At 62.9% G+C, this 22,199-nt stretch carries 19 protein-coding genes; 8 read left to right on the top strand and 11 right to left on the bottom strand.

Annotated features, from left to right (window positions below):
• The first annotated feature begins 165 nt into the window (after positions 1-165).
• Both kynU and NKJ72_RS19120 read left to right on the top strand, forming a co-directional pair.
• Positions 166-1,413, top strand: a complete 1,248-nt coding sequence (gene kynU / locus NKJ72_RS19125) for a kynureninase (protein WP_352478909.1) — start codon at positions 166-168, stop codon at positions 1,411-1,413.
• Between the two features lie 97 nt (positions 1,414-1,510).
• Positions 1,511-2,341, top strand: coding sequence for a hormone-sensitive lipase (locus NKJ72_RS19120; protein ID WP_352478908.1), 831 nt, complete (start codon positions 1,511-1,513; stop codon positions 2,339-2,341).
• Between the two features lie 7 nt (positions 2,342-2,348).
• Here the strand turns inward: NKJ72_RS19120 and NKJ72_RS19115 are convergent, their stop codons facing one another.
• The 5 genes from NKJ72_RS19115 to NKJ72_RS19095 are packed head-to-tail and all read right to left on the bottom strand — an operon-like array spanning position 2,349 to position 7,772.
• Complete coding sequence (locus NKJ72_RS19115; protein WP_352478907.1) at positions 2,349-3,554, bottom strand: molybdopterin molybdotransferase MoeA; 1,206 nt, start codon at positions 3,552-3,554, stop codon at positions 2,349-2,351.
• Complete coding sequence (moaC, locus tag NKJ72_RS19110; protein ID WP_352478906.1) at positions 3,554-4,054, bottom strand: cyclic pyranopterin monophosphate synthase MoaC; 501 nt, start codon at positions 4,052-4,054, stop codon at positions 3,554-3,556. Before moaC ends, NKJ72_RS19115 begins: the two co-directional genes overlap by 1 nt.
• Position 4,055: 1 nt before the next feature.
• Positions 4,056-4,868: an indole-3-glycerol phosphate synthase TrpC gene (trpC, locus tag NKJ72_RS19105; RefSeq protein WP_352478905.1), complete on the bottom strand. Its 813-nt coding sequence runs from the start codon at positions 4,866-4,868 to the stop codon at positions 4,056-4,058.
• A 4-nt stretch (positions 4,869-4,872) separates the two neighbouring features.
• The gene (gene trpD / locus NKJ72_RS19100) at positions 4,873-5,883 is read right to left on the bottom strand and encodes an anthranilate phosphoribosyltransferase (RefSeq protein WP_352478904.1); all 1,011 of its coding nucleotides are present in this window, start codon (positions 5,881-5,883) and stop codon (positions 4,873-4,875) included.
• The gene (locus NKJ72_RS19095; protein WP_254817296.1) at positions 5,880-7,772 is read right to left on the bottom strand and encodes a SurA N-terminal domain-containing protein; all 1,893 of its coding nucleotides are present in this window, start codon (positions 7,770-7,772) and stop codon (positions 5,880-5,882) included. The genes trpD and NKJ72_RS19095 overlap by 4 nt, the downstream gene beginning before the upstream one ends.
• A gap of 141 nt (positions 7,773-7,913) precedes the next feature.
• On the opposite strand from NKJ72_RS19095, the gene tpiA reads away from it, so the two are divergent.
• From tpiA to NKJ72_RS19070, 5 genes are all read left to right on the top strand, one after another.
• Entirely contained in the window at positions 7,914-8,681 is a 768-nt protein-coding gene (tpiA, locus tag NKJ72_RS19090; RefSeq protein WP_352478903.1) for a triose-phosphate isomerase, read from the top strand.
• A gap of 162 nt (positions 8,682-8,843) precedes the next feature.
• Complete coding sequence (gene secG / locus NKJ72_RS19085) at positions 8,844-9,296, top strand: preprotein translocase subunit SecG (RefSeq protein ID WP_254817294.1); 453 nt, start codon at positions 8,844-8,846, stop codon at positions 9,294-9,296.
• Between the two features lie 199 nt (positions 9,297-9,495).
• The gene (locus NKJ72_RS19080; RefSeq protein ID WP_352478902.1) at positions 9,496-10,620 is read left to right on the top strand and encodes a L,D-transpeptidase; all 1,125 of its coding nucleotides are present in this window, start codon (positions 9,496-9,498) and stop codon (positions 10,618-10,620) included.
• 147 nt (positions 10,621-10,767) lie between these two features.
• Positions 10,768-12,396 (top strand): CTP synthase, encoded by a 1,629-nt coding sequence (gene pyrG, locus NKJ72_RS19075; protein ID WP_352478901.1) that lies wholly within the window; start codon positions 10,768-10,770, stop codon positions 12,394-12,396.
• A gap of 11 nt (positions 12,397-12,407) precedes the next feature.
• Positions 12,408-12,947: a DUF1697 domain-containing protein gene (locus NKJ72_RS19070; protein WP_352478900.1), complete on the top strand. Its 540-nt coding sequence runs from the start codon at positions 12,408-12,410 to the stop codon at positions 12,945-12,947.
• A 29-nt stretch (positions 12,948-12,976) separates the two neighbouring features.
• Here the strand turns inward: NKJ72_RS19070 and NKJ72_RS19065 are convergent, their stop codons facing one another.
• The 5 genes from NKJ72_RS19065 to NKJ72_RS19045 form a co-directional block, all read right to left on the bottom strand.
• Complete coding sequence (locus tag NKJ72_RS19065; RefSeq protein WP_352474257.1) at positions 12,977-14,434, bottom strand: NCS1 family nucleobase:cation symporter-1; 1,458 nt, start codon at positions 14,432-14,434, stop codon at positions 12,977-12,979.
• A 128-nt stretch (positions 14,435-14,562) separates the two neighbouring features.
• Positions 14,563-15,405, bottom strand: coding sequence for a trehalose-phosphatase (gene otsB, locus NKJ72_RS19060; RefSeq protein WP_352478899.1), 843 nt, complete (start codon positions 15,403-15,405; stop codon positions 14,563-14,565).
• Positions 15,402-17,183, bottom strand: a complete 1,782-nt coding sequence (locus NKJ72_RS19055) for an alpha,alpha-trehalose-phosphate synthase (UDP-forming) (RefSeq protein ID WP_352478898.1) — start codon at positions 17,181-17,183, stop codon at positions 15,402-15,404. The genes otsB and NKJ72_RS19055 overlap by 4 nt, the downstream gene beginning before the upstream one ends.
• Before the next feature lie 177 nt (positions 17,184-17,360).
• A complete protein-coding gene (locus tag NKJ72_RS19050) occupies positions 17,361-19,523 on the bottom strand; it encodes an amylo-alpha-1,6-glucosidase (protein ID WP_352478897.1) in 2,163 nt (720 codons plus the stop codon).
• 48 nt (positions 19,524-19,571) lie between these two features.
• Positions 19,572-20,633, bottom strand: a complete 1,062-nt coding sequence (locus NKJ72_RS19045; protein WP_352478896.1) for a glycosyltransferase family 4 protein — start codon at positions 20,631-20,633, stop codon at positions 19,572-19,574.
• A 101-nt stretch (positions 20,634-20,734) separates the two neighbouring features.
• Between NKJ72_RS19045 and NKJ72_RS19040 the strand changes: the two genes are divergently transcribed.
• Positions 20,735-21,190, top strand: coding sequence for a DUF982 domain-containing protein (locus NKJ72_RS19040; protein WP_502901865.1), 456 nt, complete (start codon positions 20,735-20,737; stop codon positions 21,188-21,190).
• Positions 21,191-21,431: 241 nt separating this feature from the next.
• On the opposite strand, the gene NKJ72_RS19035 is transcribed toward NKJ72_RS19040, so the two are convergent.
• On the bottom strand, positions 21,432-22,028 hold the full coding sequence (locus NKJ72_RS19035; protein ID WP_254817284.1) for a hypothetical protein: 597 nt from the start codon (positions 22,026-22,028) through the stop codon (positions 21,432-21,434).
• Positions 22,029-22,199 lie beyond the last annotated feature (171 nt).

Here is a 22,199-nt window from a genome sequence, read left to right as displayed (position 1 = left end):
GAACGAAACGAACTCAAAACGCCAACCTTGGGTTAATTCCTGGTTTCCACCGCCTGGTCAGGCTGCTTCTCGCCGGTGGAGCCTTGCTACGCGCCACCCGGTAATGGAAGAACAGTCGATACGTGTCGGGCGTTGCGTTGAATCTTTGGGGGGAGCAGACAAATCATGACAGGAATTCCCGATCTCGCGGCCATAAAGGCGATGGATGCCGCAGATCCGCTGGGCGCGATACGTGACCGCTTTGTGTTGCCGCAAGGAGTGATCTATCTCGACGGCAATTCGCTAGGAGCTGCTTCACGTGCCGCTTTCGATGAACTGTACAAGGCCGCGACCGAGGAATGGTCGCATGATCTCATCCGCGCATGGAACACGGCCGGCTGGTTCAACATGCCGCTTGAACTTGGCGACCAGCTCGGGCGCCTGATCGGTGCCGCGGTCGGCCAGACGGTGGTCTGCGACACGACGTCGGTCAACATCTACAAGCTGCTGCACGCCGCCATGGCCATGCGACCGGAGCGGCAGGCCATCGTCGCCGAGGGCGATAGTTTTCCGACAGACCTCTACATGGCTGAGGGTGTGGTTTCGACGCGAAAAGATGCGCTGCTGCGCCTCTCGGGGGTCGACGCGCCGACCATCGAGGAGCTGATCGACGATCGCACCGCCGTGGTGCTGGTCAACCACGTCAACTACAAATCGGGCGAACTGCGCGACATGCCGGCTCTGACGCGCAGGGCCCAGGAAGCCGGGGCGATGATCGTCTGGGATCTCTGCCACACCGCTGGCGCGATGCCAGTCGAGCTCGACAAAGCCAACGCCGATTTTGCCGTTGGCTGCACCTACAAATATCTGAATGGCGGCCCGGGCGCGCCTGCCTTCATCTATGCGGCTGAGCGGCATCTTTCCGACATCCAGCAGCCGCTCACCGGCTGGTGGGGCCATGCACGGCCCTTCGCCTTCGAGCCAGGCTATGCGGCCGGCACCGGCATCCGCCGGTTTCTGTGCGGCACCCAGCCGATCCTTTCGATGCGCACGCTGAAGGGCGCGCTCGACATCTGGGACGATGTCGACATGACGGCGGTGCGCAAGAAGAGCATCGCACTGGCCGATCTGTTCATCGAGCTTGTCGAGGCAAAGTGCGGCACTTACGGTCTCACGCTCGAAAGCACGCGCGACGGGGAAAAACGCGGCAGCCAGATTTCATTCATGCATGAGCATGGCTACCAGATCATGCGCGCGCTGATCGAACGTGGTGTGATCGGCGATTTTCGCGCGCCATCGACCATGCGCTTCGGCTTCACCCCGCTCTATGTCGGCTATGCCGATGTCTGGCAGGCCGTCGAAGTGCTTGAGGACATCCTGCGCACCGGTGCGTGGAAGGATGCGCGCTTCGCCATCAAGGCGGCTGTCACTTGAGATCGATGCGAGAGCTGGAATCGTGAGGCTGGCGACGACGCGCCGCGCGATGCTCGCGGCCAGGTTGCAAGGCCATAATTGCCAGGGAGGGCGCAGGGTGTTCGAACGTCACATTGCCGATTGGGACAACGCCTATGCCAACGGCGCCAACATAGCCGGCAGCGATCGCTGGCCGGCGGCCTGGGTCGAGCCCGCGCAGGTTTTCCGCGAGGCGCTTTCGACCGAGGGCAGGGCGCGGCTCGACCTGGCCTATGGCGATAACCCGCGCAACCGGCTCGATCTTTTCCTGCCGGCCACCAAGCCGAAGGGGGTCGTGGTGTTCGTCCATGGCGGCTACTGGATGGCATTCGACAAGAGTTTCTGGTCACATCTTGCCGCGGGCGCTGTTGATCGCGGCTATGCAGTTGCCATGCCGTCCTACACGCTCTGTCCGCAGATACGCATTGGCGGCATCGTCAAAGAAGTCGGCGCGGCGATAGGCAAGGCGGCGGCGATGGTCGCAGGGCCGCTGATGCTGACCGGGCACTCGGCCGGCGGCCATCTTGTTAGCCGGATGGTTACCAGGACGACGCCGCTGGCGCCCGAAGTGGTCCGGCGCGTTCGTCACGTGGTGTCGATCTCGGGAGTGTATGATTTGCGCCCGATCATGCGCACCGGCATGAACGAGACGCTGGCGATCGATGAGGCCGAGGCGCAGGCCGAAAGTCCGGTGCTGCTGCGCCCGATGGACAAGGCCCGCCTGACCTGCTGGGCCGGCGGCGGCGAGCGCGCCGAATTCCTGCGCCAGAGCGCGTTGCTGGCCAACATCTGGATCGGCCTGGGTGCCGCGACCAGCTCCGTAGTCGAGCCCGACCGGCATCATTTCAACATCATCGACGGTTTGGCCGATCCAGACCATCCGCTGACCCGGACCTTGATTTCGGAGTGAGGCAGGTTCAGCGTAGCATCAGCACGTCGCAGGGGGAGCCCGCCGCCGCAGCAGGCGCGAACGGCGCGCGGACGATCAGCCCGTTGGCATCGGCCAGCATTTTCAGCATCGAGGAGTCCTGGATGCCGAACGGCGTCGCCACGAGCGCACCAGCGTCGTCTGTGACAACAGCCCGCACATAATCTTGCCTGAGATCGTTGGCCGGCATGGCAGCACCGAGCCGTGCCCGACGGATATCCTGCTGAAAGGCGCGGCCGCCGAGCCGTGCCAGCAGCGGCTTCAGGAAGAGCTGAGCGCAGACCAGGCTCGCCACGGGGTTGCCGGGCAGGCCGATGCAGCGAACGTCGCCCAGCCGCCCGAACATCAGCGGCTTGCCCGGTCGCATGGCGATCTTCCAGAAATCGAGCGTCATGCCTTGCCCGGTCAGCACGTCATGGACGAAGTCGTGGTCGCCGACCGAGGCACCGCCCAGCGTGACGATGACGTTCGCGCCAGCCTTCACGGCCTTTTCAACCAATGCCGCGATCGCCTCCCTGCGGTCCGGCGCGATACCGAGGTCGAGCGCCCGCGCACCGACCGACTGTGCGGCGGCAGCGACACCATAGGCGTTAGAGGAGATGATCTGGTCGGGGCCAAGCTCGCTGCCCGGCGGCAGCAATTCGTCGCCGGTGGCGATGATGGCGACCAGCGGCCGTTTGACCACGCCGACCTCGGGGTGATTGGCCGATGCCGCCAGCGACAAGGCGGCCGAATCGAGCAGGCGGCCTTTGGGCAGCAGGACATCGCCCTTGACGAAATCGAGCCCAAGGCGGCGGATGTTGCGCCCCTGCACCGTCGGCTCTGTCACTTCGACGCTGCCGCCGCCGAGGTCGCGGACGTTCTCCTGGATGACGATAGTGTCGGTGCCTTCGGGAAGCGGCGCGCCGGTAAAGATGCGCACGGCCTGCCGCTGCTGCACCGTTCCGGCAAAGCCGCGTCCGGCCGGCGCTATGCCGATCACCGAAAGCCTTGCCGGTAGGGACGCGATGTCAGCCGCCCGCACGGCATAGCCGTCCATGGCGGAGGCGTTGAACGGCGGCTGGGTGCGGAGCGCCACAACCGGCTCCGCCAGCACGCGGTCGGCGGCATCCAGCAGCGTGACGCGTTCGGCCGGCAGTGCAACTGCTCCGTCCAGCAGGCGCTCGAGCGCCTCGGCAACTGGGACCAGCGCCATTAGCGGCCTGCCTCGGTGGCCCCGGTGATCTTGTAGTCGCCGGATTTACCGCCGGTCTTTTCAACCAGCCTGATGCCGGAGATGACCATGGCGCGGTCGATCGCCTTGGCCATGTCGTAGATGGTCAAGCAAGCGACCGAGACGGCACTCAAGGCCTCCATTTCAACGCCGGTCTTGCCGATGACGCGGGTCAAAGCCGTCACCTTCAGGCCGGGCAGTGCGGCGTCCGGCTCGATATCGACAGATATCCTGGTCAGCAGCAGCGGATGGCAAAGCGGGATCAGTTCATGCGTCTTCTTGGCCGCCATGATGCCGGCAATGCGCGCGGTGCCCAGCACGTCGCCCTTCTTGGCGTCGCCGGCGAGGATCATGTCCAGCGTCTCGGGCCGCATCGCCACAAAACCTTCCGCGACTGCCGTGCGCACCGTCTCAGCCTTGTCGCCGACATCGACCATGTTGGCTTCGCCCTGCGCGCCAAGATGGGTGAGGGCGGCCGCCATCTCAGATCGCCTCTGCCGGCGCCTTGCCCGTCAAAAGCAGGCGCGTTGCCGCAGCCACGTCCTGCTGGCGCATCAGGCTCTCGCCGACCAGAAAAGTGGCGATGCCGCTCCGCTCCAGCCGGAGGCAATCGTCATGCGAAAAGATACCGCTCTCGCTGACCAGAAGGCGGTCGGCCGGCACCATCGCTGCCAGCCGTTCCGAGGTCTCAAGGCTGGTTTCGAAGGTCCGGAGATTGCGGTTGTTGATACCGATCAGCCGCGACGACAGCTGCAGCGCGCGTTCCATTTCAAACTCGTCATGCACTTCGACCAGCGCGTCCATGCCGAGCCCGAAAGCTGTCGCTTCGAGTTCTCTGGCCAGCGCGTCGTCGACGCTGGCCATGATGATCAGGATGGCATCGGCGCCCAATGCCCTGGCCTCGTAGACCTGATAGGGGTCGAATAGGAAATCCTTGCGCAAGGCAGGCAACTTGACGGCAGCGCGCGCATTGCTGAGGAACGCGGGCGCCCCCTGGAAGGAGGGTGCGTCGGTCAGCACCGAAAGACAGGCGGCACCGCCTTTCGCATAGGCCCTGGCCAGCGCCGGCGGATCGAAATCGGCGCGGATCAGGCCTTTGGATGGGCTAGCCTTCTTGATTTCGGCAATCAGCGCGAACCCGCCGGATTTGCGCCTGGTCTCAAGGGCGGAAAGAAAGCCGCGCGGCGGGTCGGCATCCGTCGCCCGTGCCTTGATCTCGGCCAATGGCACGCGTGCTTTAGCCGCCGCGATCTCGTCTCGCTTGTAAGCCTCGATCTTGCGCAGGATGTCGGACATGGTTTTAACCGTTCGAAATCTCGACCAGCCTGTCGAGCACTTTCAGCGCGCGGCCGCTGTCGATGGCCTGCGCCGCCGTTACCATGCCGTCGGCAAGCGTCGTCGCCTTGCCGGCCACCACCAGCCCGGCGCCGGCATTCATCAGCACCGTATCGCGAAAGGCGCCAGCGGCGCCGCCCAGCATGTCGCGCAGTGCCTGGGCGTTGTGGGGGGCGTCGCCGCCGCGCAACTCGTCCTTGGTGTGACGCGTCAGCCCGACTGCTTCCGGGGTCAGCACAAAGCTGCGTATCTCGCCGCCGGCCAATTCGGCGACCTGCGTCTCGCCGGTGGTGGTGATCTCGTCATAGCCGTCGCCATGGACGACCCAGGCGTGGTCGGCGCCAAGCTCCTTCAACGTTTCTGCCACCGGCATGATCCATTCGGGCAGGAACACGCCGACCATCTGCCGTCTGACACTGGCCGGATTGGAAAGCGGGCCCAGCAGGTTGAAGATGGTCCGGGTGCCGAGCTCGACCCGGGTCGGGCCGACATGCTTCATCGCCGGGTGATGCGCCGGCGCGAACATGAAGCCAACGCCGGCCTCGTGAATGCAGCGGCCGATCGTCTCCGGAGGGATGTCGATCTTGACGCCCAATGCGATCAGCACATCGGCGGCGCCAGTCAGCGAGGACAGTCCGCGATTGCCGTGCTTGGCGACGGGCACGCCGCTGCCGGCGATGACGAAGGCGGATGCGGTCGAAATGTTGACGCTGTGCGAATTGTCGCCGCCGGTGCCGACAATGTCGATGGCGCCCTCGGGGGCCTCGACGCGCAGCATCTTGGCGCGCATGGTGGCGACGGCGCCGGCGATCTCGCTGACGGTCTCGCCGCGCACGCGCAATGCCATCAGGAAGCCGCCTATCTGGCCCGGAGTAGCATCGCCCGACATGATAATGTCGAAGGCCTCGCGCGCCTCCTCGAAAGAAAGAGCGCTGCCGGCGGCGACCTTGGCGATGTGGATCTTCAGTGCGCTCATCTGGCCAGGGCTTGGGTTACGGCCGTCTGATCGATGCGGACGTCATATTGCGTCTGCAACTGCGCTACCAACTGGTCGAGCAGGTCGTCGGACATGCCGGATGTGAAGGATTTCTGTGCGTCCTGGGGTACTGAGCTGGCGTCGGCCCCGGCCGGCTCGAATACCTCGGCAACCTTGAACAAGATTTGTCCGTCGCCGGTGGGCGAGGGGATCAGCCCGGTGCCGCCTTCGCCGACGCCGAACATCGCGGCGGCCCCTTCCTTGCCGAAATCGACGTCGTCAGCATCGCGCTTGACGCCGCGCTTGGTCTGTTTTTCGAGCTTGAGCTCACCGGCGATCACCTCGAGCGTCGCGCCGGCCTTGAGACGCTTCTCGAGCTCTTGCGCTTTTGCGGTGAGCCGTTTGGTGGTCTCCGCCGCGGTCCAGTCGGCCACGACCTTCTGGCGGACTTCGTCCAATGTGCGGTCACGGGCCGGCGTGATCGCGCTCACGTCGTAGAAGACGAAGCCGTTATCGGCGGTGGTGAGACCTTCATTGTCGGTTCCGGGTTCGGATTCGAACACTGCCTTGATGAGCGCCGGCGATTCCGGCAGGTCTTTGACGATGCTTCCATCCGGCCGTTGGCCGGTGCGGTCGATGGCGTCGATGGTGACGACCTTCAGCTTCAATTTGGCGGCTGCCTCGGCGAGCGAACTGCCCGAGGCGCGCGTATCCTCGTAATTGTCGTGCACGTCCAGCAAGATGCGGCTTGCCTCGCCCAGTGCCAGGTCCTTGCGGATCTGCTCGGATACTTCGGCCAGCGGCTTCACCACTTCCGGCTTGATCTCGGTGACGCGCAGCAGAACGGGACCAAATGCGCCTTGTACGACCGGGCTGACCTCATTGACGTTGAGCTTGAAGGCAGCGTCGGCGACCGCCTTGTCGGCGATCTTGTCCTTGGCCAGCGTGCCGAGCAGCGTGTCGGCCGGGGTCTTGCCCTCGGCGGCGACGATCTTGTCGAAGGTCGCGCCGGTCCTGAGCGAATCGAGCGCCGCCTTTGCGGCATCAGGCGTCTTGAATACAAGCTGCTCGATGGTGCGCATCTCCGGCGTGGTGTAGCGCGCCTTGTTCTTGTTGTAGTCGTCGCTGACCTGTTGGTCGGTCACCGCGCTCAAATCCATGATGTCTTCCGGCTCGAGCCTGACATAGGAGAACTTGCGGTATTCGGGAGCGGCGTAGGTTTTCTTGTTTTCCTCGAAATAGGCTGAAAGCACGCTGTCGGACGGCGCTTCTATCGGCTCGACAAGCGATTTCGGCAAGGTCAGGTAGTCGATGGTGCGATCTTCGCCGCGATAGAGCGCGACCGCCTTGAAGAATGTATCAGGGGCCTTGAGGCCGTCCGAAACCGCCTCGACGATCTGCTGGCGGACCGCGACCTGGGCGCGGTTCTTCAAATAGTCTTCCGGCCGCATGCCGATCTGCCGAAGCAGGTACTCGAACGTTCTCCTGTCGAAGGTTCCGGCAGGCCCTTTGAACGCCGGGTCTTCACGCGTCAGTTCGGCGAGCCGGTCCTTGGACAGGCCGAGGCCGAGCTTGCGGGCCTGCTCGTCGAGGACGGCACCCGATACGAGTTGCGCCAGCACCTGGTTGTCGATGCCGAGCGCCGTCGCCTGCTCACGGCTGATGCGCTGGCCGAATTGCTGCGACATGACGCTGAGCTGGCGATCGTAGGCGAGGCGGTATTCGTTGATAGAGACCTTGGTGCCTCCGGCCGTGATCACGGCGTCATGGCCGGCAAGACCGCCCATCAGCCGTCCCGAGATACCCCAGACGGCGAAGCTCAACACCAACAATGACAGCAGCAGTTTCGCGACCCAGGTCCCCGCCGCACTTCTCAACATACCAAGCATGAGTACTTCCGATTTTTGCGCATTTCGCATGCGCCGAGTCTGAAACAAGCGCAATAGCGCCCTTCCTGCTCACTGTCGATTGCTTTGTGGCCTGATTTTGATAGTGAGGGCCAGCTGGAAATTGCCCGGAGAAACAATCCCATGACGCCTGGAATCCGCCCGCTCGTCGCCGGCAACTGGAAAATGAACGGTACCAGCGCCTCGCTCAACGAGCTCAGGATGATTGGCAACGGCTTCATGAGCGGGCTCGACGCCGAGACCGAAGCGGTGCTCTGCGTGCCGGCGACCTTACTTGCGCACGCCGCCGAGATTCTGTCGCGCACACCGGTGCGGGCCGGCGGAGAGGATTGCCACACCGAGGAAAGCGGCGCCTATACCGGCTGCATTTCGGCCGAGATGCTGAAGGATGCAGGAGCCAGCCATGTCATTGTCGGCCATTCCGAATGCCGCGCCGATCGCAAGGAGGACGATGCCTTAGTGCAGGCCAAGGCCTCCGCCGCATGGCGTGCCGGGCTGGTGGCCATCATCTGCATTGGTGAGACAAGAGCCGAACGCGAAGCAGGAGCCACGCTCGACGTGCTGTCGCGCCAGGTCGCTGGCTCGGTCCCGCCAAACGCCACGGCTTCCAACACCGTCATTGCCTATGAGCCGGTATGGGCGATCGGCACCGGCTTGACCCCGACCGCCGCCGACGTCGCCGAGGCGCATGCGCATATCCGCGACGAGCTGGCGCGGAAGCTTGGCAATACGGCGGCCAAGATGCGCATTCTCTACGGCGGCTCGGTCAAGCCGTCCAATGCCGTCGAGTTGCTCGGCGTCAGGAATGTCGATGGCGCGCTGGTCGGCGGCGCCAGCCTGAAGGCGGCGGACTTCCTCGGCATCGCGGAAGCCTATCGAAACATCGCTTGATACAAGGCTGCTTGCTGCATTTGAGCGGGCGGCCGGCGCCGAAATCGTTGCAAAGGACGCATTGCTTCCCATATTCCGGCCACGGGCTTGGAAATGCCGTCAAAGCATTGTATTGAGCCGCCTCCAAATTAGCGGCCGCACCAGGCCTTGCCAGGATAAATTATGGAAACCGTACTGATCGTCGTCCACCTCATGGTCGTGCTCGCGCTTGTCGGCGTGGTGCTGCTGCAGCGCTCCGAAGGCGGCGGCCTCGGCATCGGCGGCGGATCGGGCTTCATGACCGCGCGTGGCGCCGCCAATGCGCTGACGCGGGCGACGGCGATCCTGGCCGCAGCTTTCTTCGTCACTTCGCTGACACTGTCGATCGTAGCGCGCTATGGCGAGAAGCCGATCGACATTCTCGATCGCGTGCCGGCGACCTCGGACGGGGCAGGCAAGGGCGTACTCAACCAATTGCCCGGAACCACGACGCCGACGCCGCCTTCGGGCACCACGGCGCCGACCCCGCCGTCCGGCAATGGCGCGGCAACGACGCCGCCGGCAACCGCTCCGGCGACGCCGCCAGCGACAAACGGCGCCACCGCGCCGGCCACGCCGCAGGTCCCCAACCAGTAATCGGGCATCTTATGCCGCGATCTGTTGTCGTTTGAACACAGTCGCGGCAAATGCCGCACGATCACGAAGATTCGACCGCACCGCGCGCTTGAGGCGCTTCCGGCTAATCGATTATAGGTTGCACGCGGCATTCTCGGTGTCCTTGGGGGGCGCCGGGCGACGCCGTGGGCAACAAGCATTGAACGATCGGATCTTCCCCATGCAGCTTCGCAGCTTCATTTTTGCCGGCCTTTGTGCCGTGCTCAGCCTAGGTGCGCCCGCTTACGCGGCCATGCCGACGGCAAACTCGGCCCATAAAGCCGCAGCAACAACCGACGTCGTCAACGTCGCTGCCAAAAGCGATGCGGCGCAATTGAAGCTTCTCAAGAAGAAGAAAGATCCGACGCCGGACGACCTTGCGCAGATCCGCAAGATCGAAGCCAAGATCGCAGCCGACAAGGAAGCCGCTCGCGCCAAAGCACTCGAAGCCAGGAAGCTGGCGATGCGGGAGGCGGCGAAAGCCAAAGCCGATGCGGAACGGCAGGCATTCCTTGCCAAGAAGAGCCAGCCGCTCGCGGCGGCGAAGGTGGCTGACGCTACGCCAGCCAAGAAGAAGAAGACCCTCAACATCATCGAACCGATTGCGCCCATTGCGCCGATCCAGTCGGCCGAGCCGATCCCGGCCGAGGCTATGAACGTTGCCCTGACCGGCAACAACGGCGAATTGCGCAGCGAACCGGTGGGGCAGAAGCCGCAGAGCGTCGGGCTGTTCGCGGGACTGTTCGGCGGCACAACTTCGTCGTCAATGTCGCTGCTTCCGGAAACACGCGCGCTCGACGCCGCGCTCGAAAGGAAGCAGGCCAAGCGGCAGTTCAAGGTCAAGCCGGAATTCGTGCCGCAGGAGGTCGAATTCACTGGCTACAACCCGGGCACCATCGTCATCGATACCAGCGCTCGCCGTCTCTACCTCGTCGAATCATCGTCAACCGCCCGCCGTTATGCCATCGCGGTCGGCCGGGAAGGCCTGCAGTTCAAGGGTACGGTTGCCGTCGGCGACAAGCAGGAATGGCCGCGCTGGATTCCGACGCTGGATATGCAAAAGCGCGAACCCAAGCACTATGGCCAATACAAGGACGGTATGCCCGGCGGCGGCGACAATCCACTCGGTGCGCGCGCCATCTATCTATACGACGGCAAGAAGGATACCCACCTGCGCATTCACGGCACCATCGCGCCGCAGTCGATCGGAACCAGCGCCTCCAATGGCTGCTTCCGCATGATCAACGAGCACGTCATGGATCTCTACCGCCGGGTGAAAGTAGGCACCAAAGTCGTCATCATCTGACGCTTTGACAGATCGTGCCAAAAGGGCCGGCCTCGCCGGCCCTTTTGTTTTGATACGCCAACGACCAGAGCGCCTTCTTGGGAAAAAGCCTTCGCGGCGGTTTTTTCTCTGGCGGAATCAATTCGGCCGCGTTAAGCGATGACTCCCATGGCGCGATATGTATTCATCACAGGCGGCGTGGTTTCCTCACTTGGAAAAGGCATTGCTGCGGCGGCCCTTGGGGCTCTCTTGCAGGCGCGGGGCTATCGCGCACGCATCAAAAAGCTCGATCCCTATCTCAATGTCGATCCCGGCACGATGTCGCCCTATCAGCACGGCGAAGTCTTTGTGACCGATGACGGGGCCGAGACCGATCTCGATCTTGGCCATTATGAGCGCTTCACCGGCCGCTCGGCCAACCAGCAAGACAACATCACCACCGGCCGCATCTATAAGAACATCATCGAGCGCGAGCGGCGCGGCGACTATCTCGGCGCCACCGTGCAGGTCATTCCGCACGTCACCGACGAGATCAAGAACTTCGTCCTCAACGGCAATGACGATTACGATTTCGTGCTGTGCGAGATCGGCGGCACCGTCGGCGACATCGAAGCGATGCCGTTCCTGGAGGCGATCCGCCAGCTCGGCAACGACCTGCCGCGTAACAACGCCGTCTACGTCCACCTGACCTTGATGCCTTACATTCCGACGGCGGGCGAACTGAAGACCAAGCCGACGCAGCATTCGGTCAAGGAGTTGCGCGGCATCGGCATTGCACCCGACATACTGCTGGTCCGCGCCGACCGGCCGATCCCCAAGGAAGAGCGCAGAAAGCTGTCGCTGTTCTGCAATGTCCGCGAAAGCGCCGTCATCCAGGCGCTCGACGTCCCGCACATCTACGACGTGCCGATGGCCTATCACAATGAAGGGCTCGACTCGGAAGTGCTGGCCGCCTTCGGCATCGATCCGGCGCCGAAGCCGCGCATGGAACGGTGGCAAGCGGTGTCCAACCGCATCCACAATCCGGAAGGCGAAGTGACCATTGCCGTCGTCGGCAAATATACCGGCCTCAAGGACGCCTACAAATCGCTGATCGAGGCGCTGTCGCATGGTGGCCTCGCCAACCGGGTGAAGGTCAAGCTCGACTGGATCGAAAGCGAGATATTCGAGAAGGAAGACCCGGCGCCGTGGCTGGAGAAGGTCCATGGCATTCTCGTCCCCGGCGGTTTTGGCGAGCGCGGCTCGGAGGGCAAGATCCTGGCGGCGAAGTTCGCGCGCGAGCGCAAGGTGCCGTATTTCGGCATCTGCTTCGGCATGCAGATGGCCTGCATCGAGGCGGCGCGCTCGCTGGCCGGCGTCGAGCACGCATCATCGACCGAGTTCGGCCCGACCGAGGAGCCGGTCGTCGGCTTGATGACCGAATGGCTGAAGGGCAACATGCTGGAAAAGCGCAGGGAAACCGGCGACCTTGGCGGTACCATGCGGCTTGGTGCCTACCAGGCCGACCTCGCCAAGGGATCGAAGATCGCTGCGATCTATGGCGATACCCAGATTTCCGAACGCCATCGTCACCGCTACGAGGTCAATGTCGACTACAAGGAGCGGCTCGAGAATTGCGGCCTGGTGTTTGCCGGCATGTCGCCGGATGGCGTGCTGCCGGAAACGGTCGAATATCCAGACCACCCCTGGTTCATCGGCGTGCAGTACCATCCCGAGCTGAAAAGCCGGCCGCTCGATCCACACCCGCTGTTTGCCAGCTTCATCGAGGCGGCGGTAGAGCAGTCGCGGCTGGTCTAGACTAGCCGCCCATGCAAACTTACGTCGCGCTGCTCTACAGCATTGTCCTGGGCGAGGGGCGGCGGGTTGTCATGTCCGATCTGAAGGCTATGGCCGAAGGCCTGGGCCTGAATAACCCGCGCACGCTGGTGGCGACCGGCAATCTTGTTTTCGAGGCGCAAGAAGCAGAACTTGCGGCGTTGGAGCAGCGGCTGGAGGCGGCGTTCGCAAAGACTTTCGGCCGCCACGTCGACATCGTCGTGCGCCGCGCCGACGGCTGGCTGAAGCTGGCGGCCGGCAATCCGTTCCCAGCCGAATCGGCTGAGGCCGCGGACCAGGTGGCGGTGCGCGTGATGCGGGCGCCCGTTCGCGACGAGGCCGCCGCGGCGCTTGAGGCCTATGCCGGCAAGGGCGAGAAGCTGCGGATTGTCGGCGGCGACATCTGGATCGTCTTTTCGCGCGAGACGCCGAGTTCGCGGCTGCTTGCAGCGGTCAGTCACAAACGCCTGGGCATCGGCACCTCGCGCAACTGGAACACCGTACGCCGCCTGGCCGAGATGGTCGCAGAATGAACGGGGCGGCTTGCGCCGCCCCGAATCGCTCAAGCTTTGGCTATCCTGGCTCCGGCACCGAGTGCCATCGTGCGCAGCACGTAATAGATGACGCCGGCAATTGCCACGCCGAAGAACCAGCCATAGACGCCCCACCATGACGGCAGCAGGCTGGTGAAGTTGGGCAGGATCGAGGAGAAGACCGCGCCGATACCCGCGGCGATGAAGGCATTGACATGCCAGCCGCCCTGGAAGCGGAATTCGCCATTCTCCCTGTAGAGCGCCTCGACGTCGACCTCGCCCTTCCGGATCAGGTAATAGTCGACCATCATCACGCCGAAGATCGGCCCCATCGTCGCGCCGATGATGTTGACGAACGAGGCAGCACTGCCTTCCCAGGGCGCGAAAGGATAAAGCACAAGCGCTATCAACGCCGCGATGTAACCGCCCTTCTTGAAGTCGATCTGGCGTGGAAAAACGTTGGAGAAGTCAAAGGCCGGCGACACGAAGTTCGCCACCACATTGATGCCGAGCGTCGCCACCGCAAAAGTCAGCGCTGCGAGCGCCGCCAGGAACCAGCTGTCGAACTTCGCCGAGATCTGGTCGGGATGCAGCAGCACTTCGCCATAAACGTCGAAGGCGGCGATCGTGGTGACGCCGGCGACAAGCGAGAACAGGATGAGATTGACCGGCAGGCCCCAGATGTTGCCCTTGCGCAGCGATGCCTTGTCCGGCGCATAGCGGGCGAAATCGCAGAAGTTGAGATAGAGCGCGGAGAAGTAGGTCACCCAGATAGCCGCCACCGCAAACAGCGAGGTCCAGGAGCCCGGCGTGCCCGGCACGCCCGCGTCCTTCGTCTTTTCCAGCAGCACATCCATCGGGATGTCGCTGGTGAAGGCGAAGGTGCCTGCCTTGATGCAAAGATAGATGGCCAGGATCAACATCATCACCCACACCGCCGGTCCGGCCCAATCCTGGAAGCGGCGCACCGTTTCCATGCCCTTCTGGATGATCAGGAGCTGCAGCGCCCAGATGACGGCGAAGCAGATCACCTCGAGCCCGGAGTGGCCGAGGAAATGTGTGCTCTGGTTGAAGTCGGCGAACCATTGCGAGCGGATCAGCAGAGCTACGATCGCGCCTGAGGCAGCCGCCGTCTGCGCGCCGTACCAAAAGCAGGCGACTATGGCGCGCACCAGCGCCGGTATGTTGGCGCCCCAGATGCCGAAGGAGGCACGCGCCAGGACAGGGTAGGGCACCCCGGTCTTCACGCCGGCATAGCCGACCATGTTCATCAATGCATAGATGATCAGCGAACCGATACCGATGGCGATGATGAAGTTGACGAAGCCGCCGCAAAACAGGAACAGGCTGGCCGCCAGATAGTAGCCCCACAGGCTGTGGACATCCGACGTCCAGACGTTGAAGATCGAGAACGGTCCCCAGTTTCGAACCTTCGCCGGGGCGAGATCCTCATTGTACAGGTCCGGTGATGCGCCTTGTATGGTCATTGCTATGTCCTCCCCTTGCAACCGCACGCGCCTCCACGCATGGCACGCAGGTTAAGCCTGACGCAGGGGAACCGGCAAGCAGACGATTTGCCGGCTTTGGCCTTAAAGACATTCAATGAGAAACGCGCTTATCGACCGGACGATGCCGTGGCTGCGACGTTGATCTTCGCCCTTGATTCGGTCTCTGCCTGCTTGTCGGCCGGTCGAGCACCGGAGACCGCCGACGTCTCGAAACTGGCCTCGAGCCAGGTTATTGCGCCAGTCACGTCGTCGAGGGCATAGTTTGCGGCTGTCGGTCCGTTCGGCTTCACGCGGATGGAGATGCCGCCAATTTCATTGATCGCCTCGAAACCGTGTTCGTCCGATGTATCGTCTCCGAGGAATATCGGCCGCCGGCCGACAAAGGGCGGAATGTCCATAAAACGCCGGATGGCAGCACCTTTGACGGCTTCCAGGGGCATGAGCTCTACGCCGGCATTTCCCGGAAGCACCCGATAACCCTTCGGAAGCCGGGCCAATGCCTGTTCGACCAGCTGGATTGCGGGTGCAAGCAGTTGCGGTGCTGCTCTTGTATGAACGGCAAGGACCGGCCCCTTGCGCTCGACATAGACCTTGCCGCTGCCCAGTTCGGCCTCGATTTCGTCGGCAAGGGCGGCGATGTCGGCCGGCGCGTCGGCGGCCTCGATGGGACCGGTCGGAGTCAGCCGGTGCTCCAGCCCATACAGTCCGGCGATCCGCAGCTTCAGCGGATGGAACAGCTTGTCCACAGCGGGGATCGATCGGCCGGTGATGAAAGCGACCGCACCATCCAGCCGCCGCTCGATGCGTCCAAGCAGATTGCGCAATTCCTCGCCGACGAACACCGCGTCGGGATGCGCAGCGTGTTCCAGCAAGGTTCCGTCGATGTCGAGGAAGAGCGCCCATTGCCCTTCCGGCAGGTTCAACGCCGGCGGTTGTTCAAAGCTTTTCACGATGCTGCCTTCCGTGCCCGCTCGAACATGGAGATGACGTTGTTGGTGTTCGATGGCGGGCGCTCGCCGGTTCCGGTCACCCTGTCGAGATCGCCGCGTTTGCGCAGGCGCGCGGCGTCCAGCAGCATGCTGCCGGCCCAGCGGTAGACATTGTTGTCGCGGACCATCTCGCGCATCGGCCGCAAACGTTCGCGCTGCTCTTCCGGCGTCATCGTCAGCGCCTGCAACAGCGCCTCGCTCATCATGGCCGCATCGTAGGGATTAACGATCAGTGCTTCCAGCAGTTCGCGCGAGGCACCGGCGAAGGTGCTGAGCAAAAGCACGCCTTGTTCGTCGTCGCGCGCTGCGACGAATTCCTTGGCGACAAGGTTCATGCCGTCATGCAGGCTGGTGACCATGCAGATGTCGGCGGCGCGGTAGACCTCGTAAATCTGCTCCTGCCGATGATGTTCGGCGACCATCAGGATAGGACTGTATGTCTCGCTGCCATAGCGTCGGTTGAGCTCGTCGGCATAGCGGCGGCATTCGTCGTGGAGTTGCTGGTAGGCGGGCAATGTCCCCCGGCTCGGCGCCGCGATCTGCAGGAAAACCACCTTGCCTATCCATTCGGGATATTTCGTGAACAATTCGTCCAAGGCATGGAAGCGATCGAGAATGCCTTTCGTGTAGTCGAGGCGCTCGACTCCGATGCACAGTTTGGTATCCGCTGACAGGCCGAATCTGTCGCGGACACGGGCGCGGCACTCCTCCACAGACGGCAGTTTTGCCAGCAATTGGGCCGGCCATTCTATGGAAATGGGATAAGCGTGGACCAATGTGGTCTGCCCACCATAGGAGATTGCCGCGTCTGCCCGTTCTATCCGGCTCTCCAGAAAGCGGTCGACACTTTCGGTGAAGTTGTTGGCATGGAATTGGGTATGAAAGCCGATGATCGAACTGCCGAGCAGTCCCTCCAGGATCCGCTCACGCCACGGACAGATGCTGAACACTTCCGAATTGGGCCAGGGGATATGCCAGAAGGTGATGACTATCGCGTCCGGCAGGCGCTGGCGAATCATGCGCGGCAGCAGCGCAAAATGGTAGTCCTGCACTAGCACGATCGGCCGTTCGTTGCGGGCTTCGGCAACCACCGTATCGGCGAATTTGCGGTTGACGGCCTCGTAGGCGTCCCAGTCCGAGGCGCGAAACACGGGGCGGGTGAAGGCGATATGGCAAAGCGGCCATAGCCCCTCATTGGCGAAACCCAGATAATAGCCCTGATATTCCTCCTCCGTCAGCCAAACCCTGCGCAGCGTGTAGGACGGATTGCCTGGCGGCACCTGCACCCGGTCGTCCTTGTCGACGGTGAGGCGGTCTGCCGTGCCGCCGCCATAGGCGATCCAGGTGCCGGCACAGGCGCGGGTGATGGGCTCGAGTGCCGAAACCAGCCCGCTGGCCGGCACTAAAAGTTGCACGCCGTCATCCTTGATGTTGTGGATGTAGGGTTCGCGGTTGGACACTACGATGACCTGTGCGTCCGGCAGGTCGTCGGCCAGGATCTTGCGCAAGGTGTCGGGCGACCACGTGACGAGTGCCGCATCGGCCGATTGGCCGTTCTTTTCGAACTCGCGCAGCACCTTGCGTGCCGCTTCCGACGCGACATCCTCGCTCGGCGTGTATGCGGCCGCCGTTGCGCGGCCGCGGCGCTGGCGGGATATCGATAGGAGAATGGCAAAAGCGGAAAAGCCAAAACTTGCAATCAGCAAAACCCAGAGCAGGTTTACAGTATAATCTGACATCGAATGTGATCTCGCCTCCGGCCGGCCGATAGCCGTTTCTATTTGTTTTTCTGGTTCGCTGCCGTGTGACGACGACAGCATCCCCCGCTGCCCATTTTTGCAACGCACAAAGGGGCTATCGGTTCCGGACGATTGTAATGCCGGGCGTCATTTCGATGCGCCGCAGCGCGGCGGGTATCAAGTGCGCACGATGAGCGGCACCATCCCCTCATACCGATCGGCGAGAAAGGCGACGACCCGGTCGCCGACACGTTGGAATGTGAGGTCGACCACCGTCGAGCCGACACCCAGATGCCGCAATGTCAGCGTGTCGATGCCGATCGGCAGCCTTGGGCGGGTGACCCGGATTTCGCTCTTCCAGCCGTCGATTTCGAGGCCAAGGCAGGCCTGCATCAGCATGAAGGCCGATCCCGCCGACCAGGCCTGCGGCAGGCACGCGACGGGATAGGCGATCGGCGCTTCGCCCGGCGACCGGGTAAAGCCGCAGAACAGTTCCGGCAGCCGCATGTTGAAATGGACAGCCGATTCGAACGTGCCGCTCATCAGCCGGACCACGCTGTCGCGCACGCCGTAACGTGCCAGGCCGGCACCGCACATGGCGGTGTCGTGCGGCCAGATCGAGCCATTGTGGTAGGACATCGGGTTGAAGAATATCGCATCGTCGGCCAGCGTCCTCACTCCCCAACCAGAGTGGAACGACGCAGAGAGCAGCTGATCGGCGACCATCTGCGCCCGTTCCGGCTCGGGCAGCCCGACATACAGAAGATGGCCGGCATTCGACGTCCGTACCTTGCAGAGCTCGCCTGCACCATCGATCGCCAGTGCGTAGAAATTGAGATCGTCCATCCAGAAATGGCGTTCCACCGCGGCGCGCATGGTTTCGGCGCGTTCCTCCCAATGATCGGCCTTGTCGTCCTCGCCGCGGCGGCGGGCGAGCGCCGCCAGCCCGCGGAACGCAGCAAAGACGTAGCCTTGCACCTCGACCAGGGCGATCGGCCCCTTGGGCATGCGGCCATCGGCATGGAAGACGGAATCGAAACTGTCCTTCCAGCCCTGGTTGGCGAGGCCGGTCTCGGCGCCGCGCTGGTAGGTAACGAAGCCGGTCGCGCGGCTTGTCTCTTCCGTCCATTCGGCCGCTGCACAAAGCGATGGCCACAGGCTGTCGACGAACGCCATGTCGCCGGTACGATCCGCATAGGCGCAAGCGAGATGAATGTAGAGCGGCGTGGTATCGACACCGCCGTAATAGCGGCCGAACGGGAGCTCCCGCAGCGCCGCCATCTCGCCCTTGCGGGTCTCGTGCATGATCTTGCCCGGCTGCGAATCGCTGAACGGCGACGTTTCGGTTGCCTGATGCTGGGCGAGAAAGGCGAGTACGCCGCGCGCCAGCCCAGGATTCAACCACAGCATCTGCAATGCGGAAATCACCCCATCACGGCCAAATGCCGTCGAGAACCAGGGTATGCCGGCATAGGGGTAAGGTCCGGTTGCAAGCTCGGTGGTCAGCAACGCCACGTCCGCGCGCGCGCGTTCGATCCAGTCGTTGAAGACGCGGCCGGAGCTGTGCACCGTCGCGCCGTGGCGGCGTTTGGCGCGCATGCCGAAGCGAGCGCGGGCGGCGGCAGCCCGAAAACGGTCACGGTCGGGTGTCTCCGCCACCTCCGGGCCGACCTCGATATAGAGGACCTCGCTACTGCGCTTCGTCACCGCAACCAGGAAATCCGCGCGGCTGGCGGTCAAATTGTCCGGCGCCTGCGAGAACGAGATCGCCGACAGGCGCACGAGCTGGTCCAGCCCGTCATATCGAAGCACCACGGATGTCGGACTGGTCTCGGCGGCGTGGGCAATCCCGCGCTTGAGCCGGGTCGAACCGCGCACCTCGAACATGTCGCGGAAATCTGCTGCGAAATGCAAGGAAACCCGAATGGCCGACGATTCCTGGCTATAGTTGGAAAGGGTGATGCGCTCGAACAGCCGGTCCTGCCAAAGCAGCCTGACGCGTTCTATGTGGATCGCGCCCTGCGGAATGTCGCGGCCACCGACACTCTGGATCGGCAGATTGGTCAGGTTCGAGGTGAAAAGCACATTGTCCTGGCTGAGCGATGCGCCCAGCAGCGACATTTGCCGGCCACCGATCGTCAGCCGGAATTCCGAAAGCACACGCGTGTCATCTCGGAAAAAGCCGTCGCCAGCGCCGCGGATGTCGCCATAAGCGTCGGCCACCGCGAAGCAGTCGCCTTGCTTGAGGGCGAACAGTCGGTGCGGCTCCCGGGGCGCAACCTCGTCGAGCGAGGCAAGGGCTACGGCGGGATCAAGCTTACGCTCGTCGAGTTGATTCATACGTCACAAGCTCTGTCGTTTCGTTTCCAACGTCCACAATGACGCCGATCAGGACGCTCTCGCTTCACCGGGAGTGCCGATCAGGCGCGCATAGGCAGTCACATAGTCGTGGGCCATTCTCGTGGCAGAAAAACGGTTTTCGAATACGGCTCTCACCTGTCGCCTGTCGAGGCGCAGCAATTCCGGTATCGAGGCGACAGCAGCATCGACTGAATCGACAAGGAAACCGGTCACGCCGTGGTCGATGATCTCCGGCAGGGCACCGCATTTCCAGGCGATCACCGGAGTGCCGCAGGCCATAGCCTCTATCGCGGCAAGACCGAACGGCTCCGGCCAATCGATCGGAAACAGCAGGCCGGCCGCCTTGCCGAGGAATTCCGCTTTTCTGTCCTCTTCGATCTCGCCAATGTAGTCGACACGGTTGCCGTCGATCAGCGGCTCGACCGTGCTGTGGAAAAAAGCGCGGTCGTCGTCGCCGATCTTTGCCGCAACCTTCAGTTTCAGCCCGGAGCGCAAGGCGATCTCAATGGCACGGTCCGGGCGCTTGTCGCGCGACAGCCGGCCCAGAAAGGCCAGATACGGCTCGTCCGCATCCGTCTCGAAAGTCGGCTCGTAGATATTGATCGGCAGCCCGTGATGGATGGTCGCCAGCCAATTGGCCATGGGTAGCCCGGTTCTCTGGCTGCGCGAAATCGAGATCATCGGAAAGCGCGGAAAACGTTCGTAGGCCGGGGCCAGGTCGACATAGTCGAGCCTGCCATGCGGTGTCGTCACCGTCCGGTCAGGCATGTGTTCGAAGAAAGGAAAATGCAGGAAGTGGCTGAGATGGAAATGGATGATATCGAACTGTTGCGCCCGGTTCCTCACCTCGGCGAGCATCGCGAGATGCGCCGCGGTTTCGGATTTGTGCGGGCGCGGATCGAGACGGAGCGCGCGCTCGCGACACGCCACCAATTTTGCCGATGTCTTGGTATCGCCGCTGGCGAACAGGGTCACGTCATGGCCAAGCTCGACCAATCCTTCGGTCAGATAGGAGACGATGCGCTCCGTCCCTCCATAGAACCGGGGTGGCACGGATTCATGGAGCGGCGCCACATGGGCTATTCTCATGTTTTGGCATTTCCCTCAAAAAAGACTGCTCGTGGCATCGAAATGCATCAGCCGCGCTAACGTTCCCGTACCATAGCAAGATGTCATCCAATTGGGGCAAGATGTCATCCGATAAGGGCTGCGGGGCGTTTCCACCGCTGCTCGTCTGGTCCGCCAACATTTTCCAAGCCAAGCCCTCTTTGCCGGGAACCAAAGCCCGGTTCGCGAGTTTAGTGGGGTTCGATCGCACGCATCCGGTCGACGGGGAGGAAATGATGGACCGCTTGCAATTCTTTTCACCCGTGCGGATTTTGCGCGGACAGGGACAGCCCGTGGAGGAGATCGACAGCGTTGCCGAAGCAATGGCATTCTTGCGAAAATGGCCGGCCGGGCGGCGCGGGCCCGTTTACCAGTGCGCCGTGAATTGCTGCGCTGCGGCCATGGCCGGCCGGATGTCGGCCGAGGAAGCGCGAAAGGCTTTTACCGGCTTTGCCCGGATCACCCGCCTGCTCGAGGGCGATCGGCCGTTGCCGATGAGCGGCGAGGATCGGCATCGCGATCACGCGTTGAGGCGATAGGCGCCAACTGCCGCTGATCGTCAGAGCACGGGTGGCATTCAGCCGGAGCGCCCGATCGGCGACCGATGCGCATTTGCGAACAGGCGTTTGAGCTGGGCTACAGCACCGTTCTCGGCGATGTAATCGCAATAGGCAACGTAAGCGGGGTCGCGTGACAGATGGCGTTCCTCGGTGATGGCGCGGAGTGCGTAGAAGGCGTTGAGTCCGAGCAGGATGGCGGAGTGCGGAGTGCCGTAGCGCTTCAGCGGGTCCTGCGGCGGTGAGGAAAGGTACGGAGATCAGCCACCAGGAGAGGTTCTTCGAAACATAGGCCGGATGCTTGATGCAGCGATGCGGTCCCCTGGTAATGATTTCCGCGATTGGTGAGATTGGAAAATCTCAGGCCAAAGCTCACGGTGGACCAGACAAAAATCAAGATGCAGAAGAGGACAGCCGATCCCCAGAAAACTTGGAGCGCCGGTGAGGGAATCACCGCCGTCCAGTTGGCGCCCGTTTCGTAGTTCAGGTAGGCACGGGTGGCGGTGTTGATGGGTTCATAACAGGCAAGACAAACCAGCCAGCCGAACACGGCGGGCTCGACGCTGCGGATATGGTTGTCGAGTACGCGCAGCGTGAAGATATAGCTGACGATCGCGACAAGAACATCCACCATGAACAGGAGATCGATTGCAAAAGCGTGCCAGCGCATGATGTCGAGCTGATACGGTTGTTCAAGCCCGGCAAGGATCGAACCCAGTGTGGAGCACAGATAGACGAACATCAGCGGCAGGAAGAAGCCTTTGACGATCCAGCCCCGCACATGCTGGCGTATCTGCCCGGTCCGTTGCGGCAAACTCACGCCGGTATTCCGGCATTATCCAGTAGACTGCGGCAATGGTCGTGAGCGTAACGATGACGCCGATGAGCTTGCGCACGACGCGTTCTCAGCGGTCGGGCTCAGGGGCGGCATAGAAAGTTGAACGAAGCGCAGACAATGGTGCCGCATTGCGGTATTTCGACCGGAAAGGCC

Source organism: Mesorhizobium sp. M0045 (assembly GCF_040323385.1).
Taxonomy (GTDB): domain Bacteria; phylum Pseudomonadota; class Alphaproteobacteria; order Rhizobiales; family Rhizobiaceae; genus Mesorhizobium.
Note: the sequence above shows the minus strand (reverse complement) of the source record. Positions and strands in the feature narration are given on the sequence as shown.